The following is a 14,980-nucleotide window of genomic DNA, read 5'->3' as shown; positions in this document are numbered from 1 at the left end:
CAGCGCGCAGTCCAACGGAATCGGCCATGCTGGGGGCGAACCATGCGAAGGAGCGGGGGATGTTCCAAGCTTATGCGGGAGCCACGGGCGTGAATCAATGGGCCATCGGTCGCTTGCGCGCCTTCGCCCGCGTGTTCGCGACATTGGCGATGTGCCTGGGATTGTTCGCGCCGCTGCATGCCGCGGTGCCCGCGAAGGCGCCTGCAACTGCGCAGCGCACGGTTCTGGTCATGGGCGATTCGCTCTCCGCCGCTTACGGCCTGGCCGCTTCGCAAGGTTGGGTGGCGTTGACTGCCGGCCGCATCGCGCAGGAGAAACCCGCCTGGCGCGTGGTGAACGCGAGCATCAGCGGTGAGACCACCGCCGGCGGCGCCGCGCGCATCGACGGCGAACTCAAGCGTGTGCAGCCCAAGCTCGTCCTCATCGCGCTGGGCGGCAACGACGGCTTGCGCGGGCTACCGCTGGCGCAGACCAAAGCCAATCTCGAACGCATGATCAAGGCCTCGAAGACCGCCGGCGCCCAGGTGCTGCTGGTCGGCATGCGTATCCCGCCGAACTACGGCCGCGAATACACGCAGGGCTTCGAAGGCAACTACAGCACGCTTGCGAAGCAATACACGGTGCCGCTGATTCCCTTCCTGCTGGAACCCATCGCCCGCGACCGCGCGAACTTCCAGGACGACAACCTCCACCCCGTGGCGGGCGCGCAGCCCAAGCTGCGGGACCATGTGTGGAAGACCCTGGGGCCAATGTTGAAGTAATCCTGTGTCCCCCAAGCCGGGGTGACTAGTGGCACATTCACTAGATCGAACTGCGTACTAGTCTGCGCTTCAACCTAGTGACCACCGGCCAGCGATGGACACCCCCGACCGCGATGCCCTCGACCAAGCCCTGCGCAAGTTCCAGCGCGAGCTGAGCGCGGGCACCGTTTCGCTCGCCCTGCTGGCCGTGCTCGCCACGGCGCCGGGGCCGATGTACGGCTACCAGATCGCCAAGACCCTCGAACGCAGCGGGGAGGGCGTCCTCAGCGGCAAGCAGAGTGCCCTGTACCCGGTGCTGCGCAATCTCGAGAACGCCGGCTTCCTCGGCAGCCACGTCGAACCCTCGATCGCCGGCCCGCCGCGCCGCTATTACGCGATCACGCCCGCCGGGCGCACCGCGCTTTCCGAATGGACCGCCGCCTGGCGCGCCACCCGTACTTCCGTCGACTCCGTCCTCGAAGGACTCCTGCCATGAACGCGTTCGACAACAGCGTCCGCCTTCCACACTCGATCCCCGAATACCTCGAGCAACTGCGCGAAGCGCTCGCCGGCTCCGACCCCGCGCTCGTGCAGGACGCGCTCTACGACGCCGAGGAATACCTGCGCTCGGAGCTGGCCGAAAACCCCGGCATGCCCGAAGCCGACGTCATCGCATCGGTCGCCGGCAGCTACGGCGCGCCGCACGAAGTCGCGGACATCTATCGCGACACGGAAGTGCGCGTGCAGACCGCATTGCGCCAGCCGCGACCGGCGCCGCGCGAATCGGCGCTGGGCAAGTTCTTCGGCGTCGCCGCGGACCCGCGCACGTACGGTGCGTTGTTCTACTCGGTGCTCGCCCTGGCGACCGGCATCTTCTACTTCACCTGGGTCGTGGTCGGGTTGTCGCTATCGGCGGGCCTGTCGATCCTGATCATCGGCATCCCGGTCGCGATCCTGTTCCTCGGCTCGGTGCGCATCCTTTCGCTGGTCGAGGGCCGCATCGTGGAAACCATGCTCGGCGAACGCATGCCGCGCCGGCCGTTGTATTCGGCGCGCGGCAAGGGATGGGTCGATCGGATCAGCAACATGTTCTCCGACCCGCGCACGTGGTCGACGCTGCTCTACATGGTCGCGATGTTGCCGCTGGGCATTCTCTATTTCACGCTGATGGTGACGTTGTTGACGGTGGCGGTGTCGCTCGTCGCCGCGCCCGTGCTCATGGGCTTCGGCGCGTTCGATGGTTGGTGGCTCAACCACTACGACGTCGGGCCGATCGTGCTCAACGACTTCTACGTCGGCTCGACGCTCGGTTGGTGGTCGTATCCGTTCGTGTTCGTCGTCGGCGTCCTGCTGCTCTTCGGCACGCTGCACCTGGCCCGTGGCATCGGCAAGATGCACGGGCTTCTCGCCAAGCACCTGCTCGTGAAGAGTGCGCAGTACGCGTGAGCATCGGAAAGCGGTTTTTCAAAAGGGTTTCGCGAGCACCAGGAACACGATGCCGACCAGCAGCAGGACCGGCACTTCGTTGAACCAGCGCAACGCGGTCGGGGAGGGCAACGGATTGCCCTTCTCGACGCCCTTCAGCCAGCGCCCCGCCAGCGTGTAATGCACCAGCATCAACGCGACGAGGGTGAGCTTGGCGTGCAACCAGCCACCGCTCATGTGGAAGTGCAGCCACAACACCAGGCCGAATGCGAAGGCGAACCCGAACATCACGTGCCCGAAGCGGTAGAGGCGCTTGCCCATCAGCACCAGGCGCGCGCGGACTGCGGGCACGTCGCCGGCTTCGGCGATGTTGACGAGGATGCGCGGCAGGTAGAAAACGCCGCCCATCCAGGCCATGACGAACACCAGGTGCGCGGTCTTTGTCCAGAAGTAGGCCATGGGCGTTAGCATCTCGGAATGGAAAAGAATTACGACCAAGCATACTTCGACCGCTGGTACCGCCGGGGCGGCATCGGCGACCGCGCCCGCCTGGCGCGCAAGGTGGCCATGGCCGTCGCGGCGGCCGAATACCATCTCGAACGGCCGATCCGCACGGTGCTCGACATTGGCGCCGGCGAAGCCGCCTGGCGCGCACCGTTGCTGAAACTGCGGCCCGGCCTGCGTTACCTCGCCTTCGATTCGAGCGAATACGCGGTGCACCGTTACGGGCGCAGCCGCAACCTGCACTTGGCGCGCTTCGGCGATTTCGAACATCTGCGACCCTGCGCGCCCGCCGATCTGCTGGTCTGCAGCGACGTGCTGCATTACCTGCCCACGCGCGAGCTCGACCGCGGGCTGCAGGGCCTGGCGGACCTGTGCGGCGGCGTCGCCTTCCTCGAAGCCTTCGCACGCGAAGACCACGCGGTCGGGGACGAACACGACTTCCAGGCGCGGCCGGCGGCCTTCTACCGCAAGCGGTTCGACGCGGTGGGCTTCGCGCAGGTCGGCTCGCATCTTTGGTTGTCGCCGGCGCTCAGGGAGCGCGCGACGGCGCTGGAAATCGGTTAGCGCGCGGGCTTGAAATCCGCGGGCTTCGGCAATTCGACCGGCACACCGTCGGCATTGCACGTCTTCGCCGCGCACAACCGCGCGCGCAACACCGGCGTGGCCTGTACGAGGAAGTGGAACAACACGTTTTCCTCGACACTGCCGCGCACGGCCTCCGCACCCGGGCCCTTCGCCCAGACGCCGACATCGTCGCCGCCGTGGGTTTCCGCGCCCATCGGGACCAGCGCTTCCTGCAGGTAGTCGACGGCTTGCGTATCGACATCGTCCAGATCAGGGCGCCTCGCACCGGGTTTGGGCGCCACGTAGCCCGGGCCGTTCGCGTAGCCAAGCGTGGTGTAGGGCTGGCCATTCCTGTCGACCGCGTATTCGCTGCCCGACGAATCCTCGCCGCTGATGCCGCGCACCTTGTCGAGGATCGGATTGCCGCGCTTCGGATAACCGGCGAAATACATCGTGTGCGCGTGATCGGCGGTGACCAGGATCAGGGTGTCGTCGCTGGTCGCTTCGTCGGCGGTGCGCACCGCATCGGAGAACGCGATGGTTTCCTCGAGCGCGCGCCGCGCGTTGCCGTCGTGGTGCGCGTGGTCGATGCGGCCGCCTTCGACCAGCAGCACGTAGCCCTTCGCATTGCGTTGCAGGTGCGTGATCGCGGCACCCGTCATCTCCGCGAGCGTCGGCTCCGGCGTATCGGCCTTGCGATCGGCCGTGTACGACAGATGCTGCGGCGCGAACAGACCGAGCACGCGCGGCGCATCCCTTGCTTGCGCCAGTTGCGTCGCATTCGTGGCATACGCCCCGTCCTGATACTTCGCCTGCCATTCGGCGACGAGATTCCGGCCGTCCTTGCGCATGCCCTTCGCGGAGGGCGTGCCGACGTCGGCCTGCGTGTTCGGCGTGAACTTCGCGCGACCGCCGGCAAGTGCGACATCGATGCCGTCGCCGAAACCGAAGTCGACGAACTGCGCAGCCAGATCGCGACACCCCGCCGCCGCCTTCGCCGCGGGCAGGTAGCTGTCGTCTTCCCAATTGCGATCGGGCCCGTGCGCGAAGACGGAGGCCGGCGTGGCATGCGTGAGTCGCGTGGTGGTGACCACGCCGGTCGACAGCCCCGCCGATTCGCCGAGTTCGACGATGCTGAGCAAGGTGTTGTCTTCCACCGCTCCGCAATCGCCGCGTGCATTGCCCGGCCCGATGCCGATCACGCCCAGTCGCGTTTTCACGCCGGTCGCGATGGCGGTCATCGTCCCCGCCGAATCCGGTGTCTGGTAGTCGGTGTTGTACGTCCGGCTGAGCGCGGTGTTCGGGAACGCCTCGAACGCCAGCAGCGTTTCTTCGCCCGGATTGCCAGCGCGCTGGCCGGCGAGGATGCGCGCGGCCGCCACCGTCGGCAAGCTCATGCCGTCGCCCAGGAAAATGATCACGTTGCGCGCGTGGCCCTGCATCGCGCCGTTGCCCGCCGCGCGCGCGGCGCCGGCGCGGTACCACCAGGCGGCGGTTTCGCCGTCGGGGTGGTGGACCTGCGGGACGACGATGGCGTGGGGCGGCGCGGAGATCGCCGCCGGTTGCGTGCCGGGCGCGCTGGCGCAGGCGGTGAGGAGCGCGGCGAGGGCGACGGGCGACAAGCGCATGGGGCCACCGGTGGAGAGGGAAGGGCGATGATACGGAACGCCGCTGTTCCGCCCATGCACTCGCGACCACGACGGCCGCTCGGCTAAGGTCGGCGTTCGACTTTCCGTGGATGGTGCGATGGCATTGGTTGCAGGCTGGTTGCGGATTCCCTTCTGGCAGCGCGTGCTCGCCGGTTTCGTGCTGGGCGCGCTCGCAGGCTGGTTGATGGGTCCCGCGGCCGAGCGGTGGTTCCAGCCGCTGGGCGATGTGTACGTCAACCTGATCAAGATGATCGCGATCCCGCTCGTGTTGTTCGCGGTGATCAATGCGGTCGGCGCATTGCACGGTCAGAAATCGATCGCCGCACTCGCGGGGCGCACGTTCGCGTGGTTCGCGGTCACGGCCGTGCTTGCGGTGTGCGTGGGCCTTGCCGTGGGCTGGATCGTGAAGCCGGGCGTCGGCGTCGGCGCCTTGGCGATCGCATCGGACTACACGCCGAAGAACGTGCCCGGCCCGCTCGACGTGCTGCTCAACATCGTCCCGCAGAATCCCTTCCGCGCGTTGTCGGCGACCGCCGCGGGCAAGACGGCCGACGGCACGAGCGTCATCGTGCCGAGCAACTCCACGATCCTGCAGGTGATCTTCTTCGCGGGCCTGATCGGCTTCGCGTTCGTGAAGCTCGGCGAAAAAGCCACGAACCTGCGCCTGCTGGCACGCGAAGCGAACGACACGATGATCCAGGTCACGCGCTTCGTGCTGGAATTCACGCCGCTGGGCACGTTTGGTTTGATTGCGGGCCTGGTCGGCGCGTACGGCTTCGAGAAGCTGTTGCCGCTGGGCAACTTCGTCATCGCCTTGTTCATCGCGTGCATCGTGCAGATCGTCGTCGTGTATGGCGCGTTGTTGCTGATCCACGGCCTCAATCCGCTGAAGTTCTTCCGCGGCGCGGCGCCGGCGATGCAGGTCGGCTTCGTCGCCTCCAGCAGTTTCGCGGCCATGCCCGTTTCGTTGCGCGCGGTCGAGCACAACCACGGCGTCGACAAGGATTACGCCGCCTTCGCCGTGCCGCTCGGCGCAAGCATCAAGATGGACGGCTGCGGCGCGATCTATCCGGCGCTGGCCGCGGTGTTCATCGCGCAGTATTCGGGCATCGAGTTGCACGCGGGCACGTACGTGACGATCGCATTGGCGTCGGTGCTCGGCAGTTTCGGCACCGCGGGCGTGCCGGGCACGGCGGTCATCATGGCGACGGTGGTGTTGAGCGCCGCGGGCTTGCCGCTGGAGGCGATCGGGTATCTGTACGCGATCGACCGGGTGCTCGACATGATGCGCACGATGACCAACGTCACCGGTCAAATGTTGGTGCCGGTCCTGGTCGCGAAGGAAACCGGGTTGCTCGACCGCACGGTGTACGAGGCGGCATCGAGCAATGTCGGGGTGGAGCATGCGAGGGAGCCGGCATGAGCGAGATCGTTCTGGTCGAGCGTTTCCCGGCGGTCGATGATTACTTGCGGGTGCGCACCGCGGCCGGCATGCATCCGATTTCGCGCGAGTGCGCCGAGCGTGGTTTGCCCAACACCGTCTACGGCGTGCGGTTGGAGCGCGATGGCGAGGTCGTCGGCATGGGGCGAGTGGTTGGCGACAACGGTTGTTTCTTCCTGATTGTCGACATTGCGGTCGTACCTGGGTTGCAAGGACAGGGCCTGGGCAAGCGTGTCGTTGCGGCGCTCGATGCCTGGTTGTTGGCGAATGTTCCGCCGTCTGCTTATGTATCGTTGGTGGCCGATGGCGACGCCAAACACCTCTATGCGAAGTTCGGGTTCGTCGAAAGCGCGCCTGTCGCTGTGAACATGGAGTACGTGATGGGTCCCGCTGGCGAGAAAAGTGTCGCGCATTTGGGTTTGTAGTAGAGCGCGCCACGAACCTATCAGCGCGCCGCCCGAACGTGGGGAGTTCCAAATTTTTTTGGGAAAAAAATTTGAAACTCCCCACGCTGGGGCATCACCTTGCGGGTCGCTTCGATCAACGGGCTTTCGCCCGAGCTGTCATTGGGGGCTGCAAAGCAAGCTTTGCAGGGAGCCGATCGTTTTCAACAGCGATGGTGGAAGCCGCCTTGGCCATCTCCCTACGGGGGAGATGGACGGCGGTGTTAGGCCTTTGGCACGGAATTGGCATTTTGCAGGGAGTCGACGCTTTTCCAGGTAACGCGAACGAACCAAAGCGTGCCAATCGTCCCGGCGACCATGAGCAAAACCGAGCCGGCTCCAATCAGGACTGAAACGATGTTTGGCACGGGCCAAGGCTCCCAACCGCGACTGACCAGCAGTTCCTTGTAGTAAAAGGCTTGGAAAGCGGCGCTGCAGAATCTGAGTATTTGTATGACGGACGCGAACGCATACAGGCCCGATACCAGCAGATACATGGGCTTATCGAATCGCTTACTCGCGACGTATGTGGATACGATTACGGCAAATGTAAGCGTCAGCCAGATTTGAAGAATTGAATTCGTAAGATCGAGCGCGGAATAAAGCGCGCCATAGATCAGCTCTTGGGTCAGCGAATGCGGTATGGGCATGTCCAAAGGCCTGACACCTGGATTTGATTCGTGTGACGCCGAAAGGTAGCAAGTATGCCTCCTGCCAGGCGTGTTCAACTTTCGGAACGCACGTACGTCGACCCCTTGGCGCACGACAGAATGCTGCTCAGGTTGACGATGGCCCCATCAAGCGCATGTCCGCTTTGTCGAGGCGGATGCAGTGCCTCCCACTAATCTGCGGGGCTTTCAGCCCTGCCCTTCGCGAAATTGATCGGATTCCTGCAAAGCTTGCTTTGCAGCCCCCAATGACGCCTAGAGCGGAAGCCCTTGATCGAAGCGACCCGAATGGTGACGTTCGGGCGGCGCGCCAATGACGAAGAGCGACGCTCTTAGCGAATGGCAGCCCGCTGCTTCGCAAGCTCGGCATCGAACTTCGCCTCGGCCCCATCCGCGTACGCGACGCACGTCATCGGCGACGGATGCGGGTTCGCAGCATCATTCGGCGTCCACCCATTGCATCGGCATGCGGCGTGATCAACACATCGCACGGTAGCTTCCGCACGACATCGAACGTGTGCTTGTACGCCTCCACGATCCGCGGAAACCGCGCATTGCCGATCAACTTGTAGCCCGGTGCACTGAGGCTATCGACGTAAGCGATGCGCATCGGCTTGCCGTCCTTCGTGTCCGTCCACGTCCAACTCGTGCTGCCAGGCGTGTGGCCCGGCGTGAAATGACCCGTGAGGCGCATCGCACCGAGTTCGACGACTTCGGCGTCCTGCAATAACGATCGACCTGCGCAGGCGGAAAGGTGATGCCGTCGCCGAAATGAATGTCGTCGGTGCCGCCCCTGGCGAGCATCGCCGCGGATTCGGCGTTGGCGACGACGCGCGCACCCGTCGCGCGTCGCAACGCAGCGACCGGGCCGGCGTGATCGGCGTGCGCGTGCGAGACGAGCAGCCAGCGCAACTGGTTCGGCGCGACGCCGATCTTGCGCATGTTCGCCAGCAACATCTCCGCGGCCTGCGGCATGCCGCCGTCGATCAGCAACGCGCCTTCGGGCGTCACGACCAGGATCGCGCTGATCGATTCTGTGCCGATGTACCAGGTGTGGTCGGCCAATTGCAGCGGCGCGATCGGCTGGCGCCATGCGTCGGGCACCTCGTAGGCACCGGATTGCGGCAAGGGCTGCTCGCGTCGCGGTGCATCGGCGGCGAAGGAAGAGAGCGCCGAAAGCGACAACAAGGCGACGGCGACGCGCGTCGCGCGAAATGGCAGATGCATGGCGGACCGGGTCAGTTGACGGAAACGGCGCGCGTCGGCCGCGCGAGCCGCGCGCCGAGCAAGGCCATGGGGACGGGCAGCACGACCCCGAGGATCGCGACCCACGTCGGATGATTCGGCACGATGAGGATCATCCCGATCACGCCCAGCAAGACGAAGAGTGCGACGACGATCGCCGCGGTGCGTGGCCATGCGCGCGAGATCTTCGCGGCGACCCAACCGCCGGCGAACGCGCCGGCGACCCAGGCGAGCACGAGCATCGCCAGCGCGGCGAACGGCGCGGCGGCGAGGATGGCGGCGAGGTTGGCGGTCTCCTTCGGATCCAGGCCCGGCGGCGGCGGATACAGCAGGTGGCTGGCGTATTCGATGCCGGCGATGACGATGTACATCACGACCAGGCCGGCGAGCACGCCGAGCACGCATTGCAGGATCGCCTTGCCCATCGTGTGTCGCTCCGTGGTGTTCGCATCAGGATGCACTTGCGCGCGCGCACGCTGCAAGGCGTCCTTCGCACCGGCGGCGTAGACTCGCCGGCGTCTCCGTCGTCGGATCCCGCGCCCATGGCCGGACACCAGCGCAACCTCAACCTGCGGTTCCTCGCCGAACCCTCCGACGTCAACTACGGCGGCAAGGTGCATGGCGGCGTCGTCATGAAATGGATCGACCAGGCCGGGTATGCGGCGGCGGTCGGATGGAGCGGGAAGTACTGCGTCACCGTCGCGGTCGGCGGCATCCGCTTCGTCGCCCCGGTACGCATCGGCGACCTGGTGACGGTGTCGGCGACGCTCGCGCGCACGGGTACCAGTTCGATGCAGTTCGCCGTCGACGTCCGCGCCCGCGACCCCATGGGCGGGGAAGGGCGGCTGTGCACGCATTGCATCATCGTGTTCGTGGCGCTCGACGGCGTCGAAGGCAAACCGGTGCCGGTCCCGCCCTGGGTGCCGTTGACCGACGAGGACCGCGCGATGGCCGAGGAAGCCGACCGGATGATGCAGGCCGTGCGCGACCCGGCGGCCCCCTGAAATGCAGAAGGCCGCCTTTCGGCGGCCTTCGAATGCATGCGTCGCAGCGGCGACTACATCGCGACGCGGCGGCCCTGCAGGTAACGACCGGACCAGTAGCTCGACGCCAGGCTGTCCACGCGCACGTCCTTGCCGCGGCTCGGCGCATGCAGGAAGCGGCCTTCGCCGACGTAGATGCCGACGTGGGTCACGCGGCCGCGCAGGCCGAAGAAGACCAGGTCGCCCGGCGCCAGGGCCGAGCGGTCGACGGCTTCGCCGGTCGTCGCCATCTGGCGCGAGACACGCGGCAGTTCCATGCCGAGCACACTGCGGTAGACGTAACCGACCAGGCCACTGCAGTCGAAACCGTCGGTGGACTCCCCGCCCCAGCGATAGGGCGTGCCGAGGAGCGACATGGCCTTGCTGAGGACGCCGGAGATGCGCTCGGTCAGCTTGGGCTTCTGCTGTTGGTCGAGGACGGCATTGGGATCGAGCTCGGCCAGGTCGCCGAAGATCGGGCGCACCTTGAGGTGCGCGGCCATCGTGTCCGGCGTGTCGAGCTGCACGGCGGACTGCGTGCCGGCCGCCACGACGGTGGCGTCCTGGGCGAAGGCATTGGTGGCGGCGACGCACAGCGCGGCGGCGCAAATCAGTCGGAACGCGCCCGCGCGCATGCGCTGGGCGGTGGTGGCGGGCTGGGCGGTTGTTGCGTTGGTCGTCACGAAGCCATCACTGAATCGAGGTCCGGGCGACCTTACCGGCTGACGACGGGGTGAAGGTTCAAAAAGCGTTAGCGCCGCGTGAACCCATGCAAGATTCGTGACCGTCCTTCGTATTCATGCGCCCGCAATGGCCGCTTGATTTTCTGAATGCGCTCTATCGGAGGACCCGTCGGGCGCCGGCGTAGTGCTGGGCCCAATACGGGCCATCGAGATGGTCCAGCCGCACCGTCCCGCCCGTGCTCGGGGCATGGACGAAGCGCCCTTCGCCGACATAAATGCCCACGTGCGTGACCGCGCTGCCGCTGGAGAAGAACACCAGGTCGGCTGCGGCCAGGCGGTCGACGGCGACCTTGGGGCCACCCGATGCAGCAAGATCCCGCGAGGTGCGGGGCAACTGCACCGCCGCCATGTCGTGGAAGACGTAGTTCACCAACCCGCTGCAGTCGAAGCCACCCTCGGGCGTGTTGCCGCCCCAGCGATAGGGCGTGCCGACCAGGCCGATGGCGCGCATCAGCACTGCGTTGGCGCGCGCCGGGTCGGCTGGCTCGATCACGGGCCAGGCGCGCGGCATCGCCACGCGCGCGCTCGGCGCGGGCGCGCGCACCTCCGGCCCGCCGCCGCAGGATGCGAGCAGCACGGTGGCGACCATTAAAAGGAGAAGGCGCGCCCGCGCTGGCGCGGGTGCCGCGATGCCCGGATAATGCGCGACCCCGCGGGCCGTGCTGCGATCGACTTTCATCGTCGTCGAGTGTGGCCGCTTTCACGCGGCGCTAGCAAGCGCCCCCATCGTGCCTGCGCATCGCAAGGCCACCGGAACCCCGATGAAGATCGAAAAAGACCGCGTCGTCCGCTTCCATTACACCGTCAACGAGCGTGCCGCCCATGAAGCCGGCGAGACCGCGATCGAATCCTCGACCGACCGCGAGCCGCTCGCCATCCTGATTGGCCACGGCAACATCATCCCGGGCCTGGAGACGGCAATGGAAGGCCACGAGGCCGGCGACAAGTTCGGCGTCGACGTCGCGGCCACCGATGCCTACGGCGAAATCAAGGAAGGCCTGAGCCAGCGCGTGCCGAAGAAGCATTTCGGCAACCAGCGCCTGGCCCCCGGCATGCAGGTCGTGCTGAACACCAACTTCGGCCCGCGCGCGGTGACGATCCAGAAGGTCGGCATGAGCGTGGTCGACGTCGACCTCAACCACCCGATGGCCGGCAAGGACCTGCACTTCGACGTCGAGATCGTCGAAGTGCGCGAAGCCACCGCCGAAGAGCTGGAGCACGGCCACGTGCACGGCGATGGCGGGCATCACCACTGACAGGGAACCGGCCTGTCGTCCCACTGACTTCCGGCCCTGACCGACCGGCCCTCCGCGTGGCGTAATCCCGCCACACGGAGGGCACCATGACCGAAACACGCTTCACGCCGATCGCAACGCACGACCGCATCACGACGCTCGACGTCATCCGCGGGGTCGCGCTGTTCGGCATCCTCCTGATGAACGTCGAGTTCTTCAATCGGCCGATCAGCCAGCTCGACATCGGCTTGCCGGGGGGCATCACCGGCATCGACTACTGGGCCGGCTGGTTCGTCCACGTTTTCATCCGCAGCAAGTTCTGGACGATGTTCTCGCTGCTGTTCGGCATGGGCTTCGCGGTCATGCTGTCGCGCGCGCAGGCCGCGGGACGGCCGTTCCTCGCGCCTTACATTCGCCGCACGCTCGCGCTCGCGCTGTTCGGTTTCCTGCATTGCGTGTTCATCTGGAACGGCGACATCCTGTTCGATTACGCGATGGCGGCGGCGTTCCTGCTGATCGTTTTCCACGGCAATCCGAAGCGATTGTTGTGGATCGCGGTGATCGCGTTCATTGCGGCGGCGGCATCGGGCATCGCATGGGTCGCGGGCTGGCACCAGATGATCTGGGCGCCGGCGCTCGCGTTCGGCGGCGTGTTGCTCCTCCTCGGCCTCCCCGCCTGGGCAATCGGCAAGTGGCCCGTCAACGGATTGCGCAATGCAGGGCTCACGCTGTTCCTGTTGCCGTGCATGGGCATGCTGGTCATGGGCCTGGTCACGCCGCAGGCGACGCAGGCCGAACGCGACCGCGCCGCGCGCGTGGATGCCAAGACGCCGGCCGAACGCACCGAATTGATCAAGTCGCTCGCCGAGCGCGCGAAGGCCTACAAGGAACACGACGACAAGGTCGCGACCGAGCGCCGCCTCAATGCGATGGGTTCATACGCGGACAACGTCGCGTTCCGCCTGGGCGAATGGCCGAAGGATGCGCTGAGCCACATTCCGTTCTCGCTGAGCTTCGTGCTCGGCATGTTCCTGCTCGGTGCGTGGTTCATCCGTTCGGGGCTGATGACGCAGCCTGCCGCGCACCTGGACTTCTACAGGAAACTCGCGCTGTTCGGCATTCCCTTCGGCATCGGGCTGTCGGTCGTCGGCGCGGCGATCGCCACCACGCACGTACGCGGCATCAACGATGCCTTGTTCACCTTCTCGCAGGGCCTGATGTTGATCGCGTCGCTGCCTGCGTGCCTGGGCTACGTCGCCGCGATCGTGCTGCTGTTCCATTCGCCGCGCCTGCGCGGGTTCGTCGCACCCTTCGCGCAGGCCGGGCGCATGGCGCTCAGCGTTTACATCGCGATGTCGGTGATCGGCACGCTGTTCTTCTACGGGTATGGACTGGGCTACTACGGCATGGGGCGGGCGTGGCAGTTGCTCTGGTGCGTCGCGGTGTTCGCGGTGTTGCTGGTGCTGGCGAACCTGTGGCTCAAGCGCTTCCGCTACGGCCCGCTGGAATGGGCGTGGCGTGCGGTCACCTACCTGCGCGCGCCGTTGATGCGCCAGGAACGATTGCAACCGGCATGAAAAGAAAACGGCCCGCACTGCGGGCCGTTTCCGTTTTGTCGCGCGAAGGTCAGTTGACCGAAACCGCGCTCCACGCACGCGCGACGGCGTTGTATTGCGTCGAACCCGACCCATACAGATCGGCCGCCGCCTTCAACGTATCGGCACGCGCCTTCGGATAGGTCTCGGTGGAGGTGAAATACACCGTCAGCGCGCGATAGTAGATGCGCTGCGCGGCGTCGCGGCCGATGCCGGTCACGCCGGTGTCGCCGTTGCACACCAGTTGCGAAGGCGTGTAGTTGAAGCCCGGGGGATTCACCGCGCCTTCGGCCAACAGGTAGAAGAAGTGGTTGCCAGGGCCCGAGGAGTAATGCGGATCCACGCCGGTCAGCCCGCCCGCCGGATAGCAGTTGTACGAACGACCGCCGTCCGCATCGCCGGGGCGGAACATGTAGCGCAGCGCCGTATGGCCCGTCGGGTTGGAGCGGTAGATCTTCTCGCCGATCATGTAGTCCGGCACGTCGGCGGCGTTGTTGGCGAAGTACTCGACCATCGTGCCCATGATGTCCGAGGAGGATTCGTTGAGGCCGCCGGCGTCGTTGGAGTAGGTCAGGCCCGCCGTCGCTTCGGTCACGCCATGCGTCATCTCGTGGCCCGCGACGTCGATGGCGACGACCGGGAACCAGCTCGAGGTCCCCAGGCCATAGGCCATGAACTTGTACGGCGCGCCGTACCACGCCGCGTTGCCGCCCGTCGCCGGGCCGCCATTGCGGAACATGATGTTGACCACGCTCTTCACGCCGACGCCGTCGTTGTAGATGCCGCTCCGGTTGAAGATCGTCTTGTAGAAGTCCCAGGTGGTGGCGACGCCGTAGTGCGCGTCCGAGGCTTCGGAGGCGACCGACGACTCGCTGTTGTTGCCCCAGTTGTTGTCGGCGTCGGTCATGATCGCAGCCGTGTTGTAGACGGTGTCGATGACCTTGCCCTTGCCGTCGCGCGTGTTGCCGCCGCCGCGCGTGGGATCGACCAACTGGTAGCCGCTGCCGGTCGAATCGGCGACGATCGACACGTCGCCGAGGAACAGCGTCTGGCCTACGCCCGTTGCCGCGGTCGTCTGGATCCGGTTCCACTTGTCGAGCACCTTGCCGGACTTCGCGTCGATGAAGTAACGCATGTCGGCGTCACCGTCGCGCTTGGAAACACCGCGGACGCGGATTTCGTAGGCCAGCGCGGGGCGCGCGCCGCCCGCATAGATCACCAGGCCCTGGCTGCCGATGTCGTGCAGCGTGCCGTTGAAATCGGCGCCGGCGGCGAGGATGGCATCGTCCGCGCTGCGCGTGGCGCGCAGGAGCGGGCGTTCGCGGGTCTTCATGCCAAGCGAGGCCGACTTGAACTGCCCGTTGCGCGAATGCACGACCACGTCGCCGCCGATGACCGGCAGACCGCGGTAGGTGCGGTCGAAGCGGACGTGTTCGGTGCCGTCGGCGTCGACGATGGTGTCGCGCACGACGAAGGCATCGCCGGTGGCGCGTTGCGCAGCGGCGCCGTGCGTGGCCAGCAGATCGTTGGCGCGCTGGGTGGCGGCGGGGTTGGATTTGCCGGCGATCGCCGGGGCGGAGAGGACAGCGAGGCCAGCGAGCACGGCCATGTGCAGTACACGAGCGTTGGAATGCATTCGAATGGAACCCCTGAGTCGGTGGTAGGTGGCCCGGTTCGTGGTCCGGGCCTGTGCTCCCCGGCCTTGC

General features: G+C 66.2%; 16 protein-coding genes and 1 pseudogene. 9 read left to right on the top strand and 8 right to left on the bottom strand.

Annotated features, from left to right (window positions below; genetic code table 11):
• Positions 1–59: 59 nt before the first annotated feature.
• The 3 genes from ACXJJ8_RS03955 to ACXJJ8_RS03945 all read left to right on the top strand — a co-directional run bounded on the left by ACXJJ8_RS03955 (position 60) and on the right by ACXJJ8_RS03945 (position 2,186).
• Positions 60–761: an arylesterase gene (locus tag ACXJJ8_RS03955; RefSeq protein WP_499027079.1), complete on the top strand. Its 702-nt coding sequence runs from the start codon at positions 60–62 to the stop codon at positions 759–761.
• A 94-nt stretch (positions 762–855) separates the two neighbouring features.
• Positions 856–1,236 (top strand): PadR family transcriptional regulator, encoded by a 381-nt coding sequence (locus ACXJJ8_RS03950; protein WP_499027078.1) that lies wholly within the window; start codon positions 856–858, stop codon positions 1,234–1,236.
• On the top strand, positions 1,233–2,186 hold the full coding sequence (locus ACXJJ8_RS03945; protein WP_499027076.1) for a sensor domain-containing protein: 954 nt from the start codon (positions 1,233–1,235) through the stop codon (positions 2,184–2,186). Before ACXJJ8_RS03950 ends, ACXJJ8_RS03945 begins: the two co-directional genes overlap by 4 nt.
• Positions 2,187–2,204: 18 nt before the next feature.
• Here ACXJJ8_RS03945 and ACXJJ8_RS03940 read toward each other — a convergent pair whose 3' ends face one another.
• Complete coding sequence (locus tag ACXJJ8_RS03940; RefSeq protein WP_499027074.1) at positions 2,205–2,624, bottom strand: CopD family protein; 420 nt, start codon at positions 2,622–2,624, stop codon at positions 2,205–2,207.
• Between the two features lie 18 nt (positions 2,625–2,642).
• On the opposite strand from ACXJJ8_RS03940, the gene ACXJJ8_RS03935 reads away from it, so the two are divergent.
• Complete coding sequence (locus tag ACXJJ8_RS03935; RefSeq protein WP_499027073.1) at positions 2,643–3,233, top strand: methyltransferase; 591 nt, start codon at positions 2,643–2,645, stop codon at positions 3,231–3,233.
• On the opposite strand, the gene ACXJJ8_RS03930 is transcribed toward ACXJJ8_RS03935, so the two are convergent.
• Positions 3,230–4,861 carry an alkaline phosphatase gene (locus ACXJJ8_RS03930; RefSeq protein ID WP_499027071.1) on the bottom strand — a complete coding sequence of 544 codons (1,632 nt, stop codon included), beginning with the start codon at positions 4,859–4,861 and terminating at the stop codon, positions 3,230–3,232. The two genes, ACXJJ8_RS03935 and ACXJJ8_RS03930, sit on opposite strands and share 4 nt — an antisense overlap.
• Positions 4,862–4,979: 118 nt before the next feature.
• Between ACXJJ8_RS03930 and ACXJJ8_RS03925 the strand changes: the two genes are divergently transcribed.
• Positions 4,980–6,305 (top strand): dicarboxylate/amino acid:cation symporter, encoded by a 1,326-nt coding sequence (locus tag ACXJJ8_RS03925; protein WP_499027069.1) that lies wholly within the window; start codon positions 4,980–4,982, stop codon positions 6,303–6,305.
• Positions 6,302–6,748 (top strand): GNAT family N-acetyltransferase, encoded by a 447-nt coding sequence (locus ACXJJ8_RS03920; protein ID WP_499027068.1) that lies wholly within the window; start codon positions 6,302–6,304, stop codon positions 6,746–6,748. Before ACXJJ8_RS03925 ends, ACXJJ8_RS03920 begins: the two co-directional genes overlap by 4 nt.
• Positions 6,749–6,990: 242 nt before the next feature.
• Here the strand turns inward: ACXJJ8_RS03920 and ACXJJ8_RS03915 are convergent, their stop codons facing one another.
• The 3 genes and pseudogenes from ACXJJ8_RS03915 to ACXJJ8_RS03905 form a co-directional block, all read right to left on the bottom strand.
• Positions 6,991–7,416: a hypothetical protein gene (locus ACXJJ8_RS03915; protein ID WP_499027067.1), complete on the bottom strand. Its 426-nt coding sequence runs from the start codon at positions 7,414–7,416 to the stop codon at positions 6,991–6,993.
• A gap of 350 nt (positions 7,417–7,766) precedes the next feature.
• Positions 7,767–8,661, bottom strand: a pseudogene (gene bla / locus ACXJJ8_RS03910) (subclass B3 metallo-beta-lactamase).
• Positions 8,662–8,672: 11 nt separating this feature from the next.
• Positions 8,673–9,104, bottom strand: coding sequence for a hypothetical protein (locus ACXJJ8_RS03905; protein WP_499027066.1), 432 nt, complete (start codon positions 9,102–9,104; stop codon positions 8,673–8,675).
• Between the two features lie 117 nt (positions 9,105–9,221).
• On the opposite strand from ACXJJ8_RS03905, the gene ACXJJ8_RS03900 reads away from it, so the two are divergent.
• The gene (locus ACXJJ8_RS03900) at positions 9,222–9,683 is read left to right on the top strand and encodes an acyl-CoA thioesterase (RefSeq protein ID WP_499027065.1); all 462 of its coding nucleotides are present in this window, start codon (positions 9,222–9,224) and stop codon (positions 9,681–9,683) included.
• Positions 9,684–9,736: 53 nt separating this feature from the next.
• On the opposite strand, the gene ACXJJ8_RS03895 is transcribed toward ACXJJ8_RS03900, so the two are convergent.
• Together ACXJJ8_RS03895 and ACXJJ8_RS03890 are read right to left on the bottom strand one after the other, a co-directional pair.
• On the bottom strand, positions 9,737–10,336 hold the full coding sequence (locus ACXJJ8_RS03895) for a C40 family peptidase (protein ID WP_499027199.1): 600 nt from the start codon (positions 10,334–10,336) through the stop codon (positions 9,737–9,739).
• 202 nt (positions 10,337–10,538) lie between these two features.
• On the bottom strand, positions 10,539–11,123 hold the full coding sequence (locus ACXJJ8_RS03890) for a C40 family peptidase (RefSeq protein ID WP_499027064.1): 585 nt from the start codon (positions 11,121–11,123) through the stop codon (positions 10,539–10,541).
• Positions 11,124–11,205: 82 nt separating this feature from the next.
• On the opposite strand from ACXJJ8_RS03890, the gene ACXJJ8_RS03885 reads away from it, so the two are divergent.
• Positions 11,206–11,700, top strand: a complete 495-nt coding sequence (locus ACXJJ8_RS03885) for an FKBP-type peptidyl-prolyl cis-trans isomerase (protein ID WP_499027063.1) — start codon at positions 11,206–11,208, stop codon at positions 11,698–11,700.
• Between the two features lie 86 nt (positions 11,701–11,786).
• Complete coding sequence (locus tag ACXJJ8_RS03880; protein WP_499027062.1) at positions 11,787–13,256, top strand: DUF418 domain-containing protein; 1,470 nt, start codon at positions 11,787–11,789, stop codon at positions 13,254–13,256.
• Between the two features lie 49 nt (positions 13,257–13,305).
• Here the strand turns inward: ACXJJ8_RS03880 and ACXJJ8_RS03875 are convergent, their stop codons facing one another.
• Positions 13,306–14,910, bottom strand: coding sequence for a M4 family metallopeptidase (locus ACXJJ8_RS03875; protein WP_499027061.1), 1,605 nt, complete (start codon positions 14,908–14,910; stop codon positions 13,306–13,308).
• Positions 14,911–14,980: the final 70 nt, after the last annotated feature.

This window comes from Lysobacter sp. P5_C4, from assembly GCF_054049695.1.
Note: the sequence above shows the minus strand (reverse complement) of the source record. Positions and strands in the feature narration are given on the sequence as shown.

Bases quoted from the DNA above. Each gene is read 5' to 3' on its own strand.
- ACXJJ8_RS03955 (WP_499027079.1), top strand. From the start codon at position 60: ATGTTCCAAGCTTATGCGGGAGCCACGGGCGTGAATCAATGGGCCATC.
- ACXJJ8_RS03920 (WP_499027068.1), top strand. From the start codon at position 6,302: ATGAGCGAGATCGTTCTGGTCGAGCGTTTCCCGGCGGTCGATGATTAC.
- ACXJJ8_RS03875 (WP_499027061.1), bottom strand. From the start codon at position 14,910: ATGCATTCCAACGCTCGTGTACTGCACATGGCCGTGCTCGCTGGCCTC.
- ACXJJ8_RS03930 (WP_499027071.1), bottom strand. From the start codon at position 4,861: ATGCGCTTGTCGCCCGTCGCCCTCGCCGCGCTCCTCACCGCCTGCGCC.
- ACXJJ8_RS03900 (WP_499027065.1), top strand. From the start codon at position 9,222: ATGGCCGGACACCAGCGCAACCTCAACCTGCGGTTCCTCGCCGAACCC.
- ACXJJ8_RS03950 (WP_499027078.1), top strand. From the start codon at position 856: ATGGACACCCCCGACCGCGATGCCCTCGACCAAGCCCTGCGCAAGTTC.
- ACXJJ8_RS03880 (WP_499027062.1), top strand. From the start codon at position 11,787: ATGACCGAAACACGCTTCACGCCGATCGCAACGCACGACCGCATCACG.
- ACXJJ8_RS03935 (WP_499027073.1), top strand. From the start codon at position 2,643: ATGGAAAAGAATTACGACCAAGCATACTTCGACCGCTGGTACCGCCGG.
- ACXJJ8_RS03890 (WP_499027064.1), bottom strand. From the start codon at position 11,123: ATGAAAGTCGATCGCAGCACGGCCCGCGGGGTCGCGCATTATCCGGGC.
- ACXJJ8_RS03925 (WP_499027069.1), top strand. From the start codon at position 4,980: ATGGCATTGGTTGCAGGCTGGTTGCGGATTCCCTTCTGGCAGCGCGTG.
- ACXJJ8_RS03915 (WP_499027067.1), bottom strand. From the start codon at position 7,416: ATGCCCATACCGCATTCGCTGACCCAAGAGCTGATCTATGGCGCGCTT.
- ACXJJ8_RS03885 (WP_499027063.1), top strand. From the start codon at position 11,206: ATGAAGATCGAAAAAGACCGCGTCGTCCGCTTCCATTACACCGTCAAC.
- ACXJJ8_RS03895 (WP_499027199.1), bottom strand. From the start codon at position 10,336: ATGCGCGCGGGCGCGTTCCGACTGATTTGCGCCGCCGCGCTGTGCGTC.
- ACXJJ8_RS03945 (WP_499027076.1), top strand. From the start codon at position 1,233: ATGAACGCGTTCGACAACAGCGTCCGCCTTCCACACTCGATCCCCGAA.
- ACXJJ8_RS03905 (WP_499027066.1), bottom strand. From the start codon at position 9,104: ATGGGCAAGGCGATCCTGCAATGCGTGCTCGGCGTGCTCGCCGGCCTG.
- ACXJJ8_RS03940 (WP_499027074.1), bottom strand. From the start codon at position 2,624: ATGGCCTACTTCTGGACAAAGACCGCGCACCTGGTGTTCGTCATGGCC.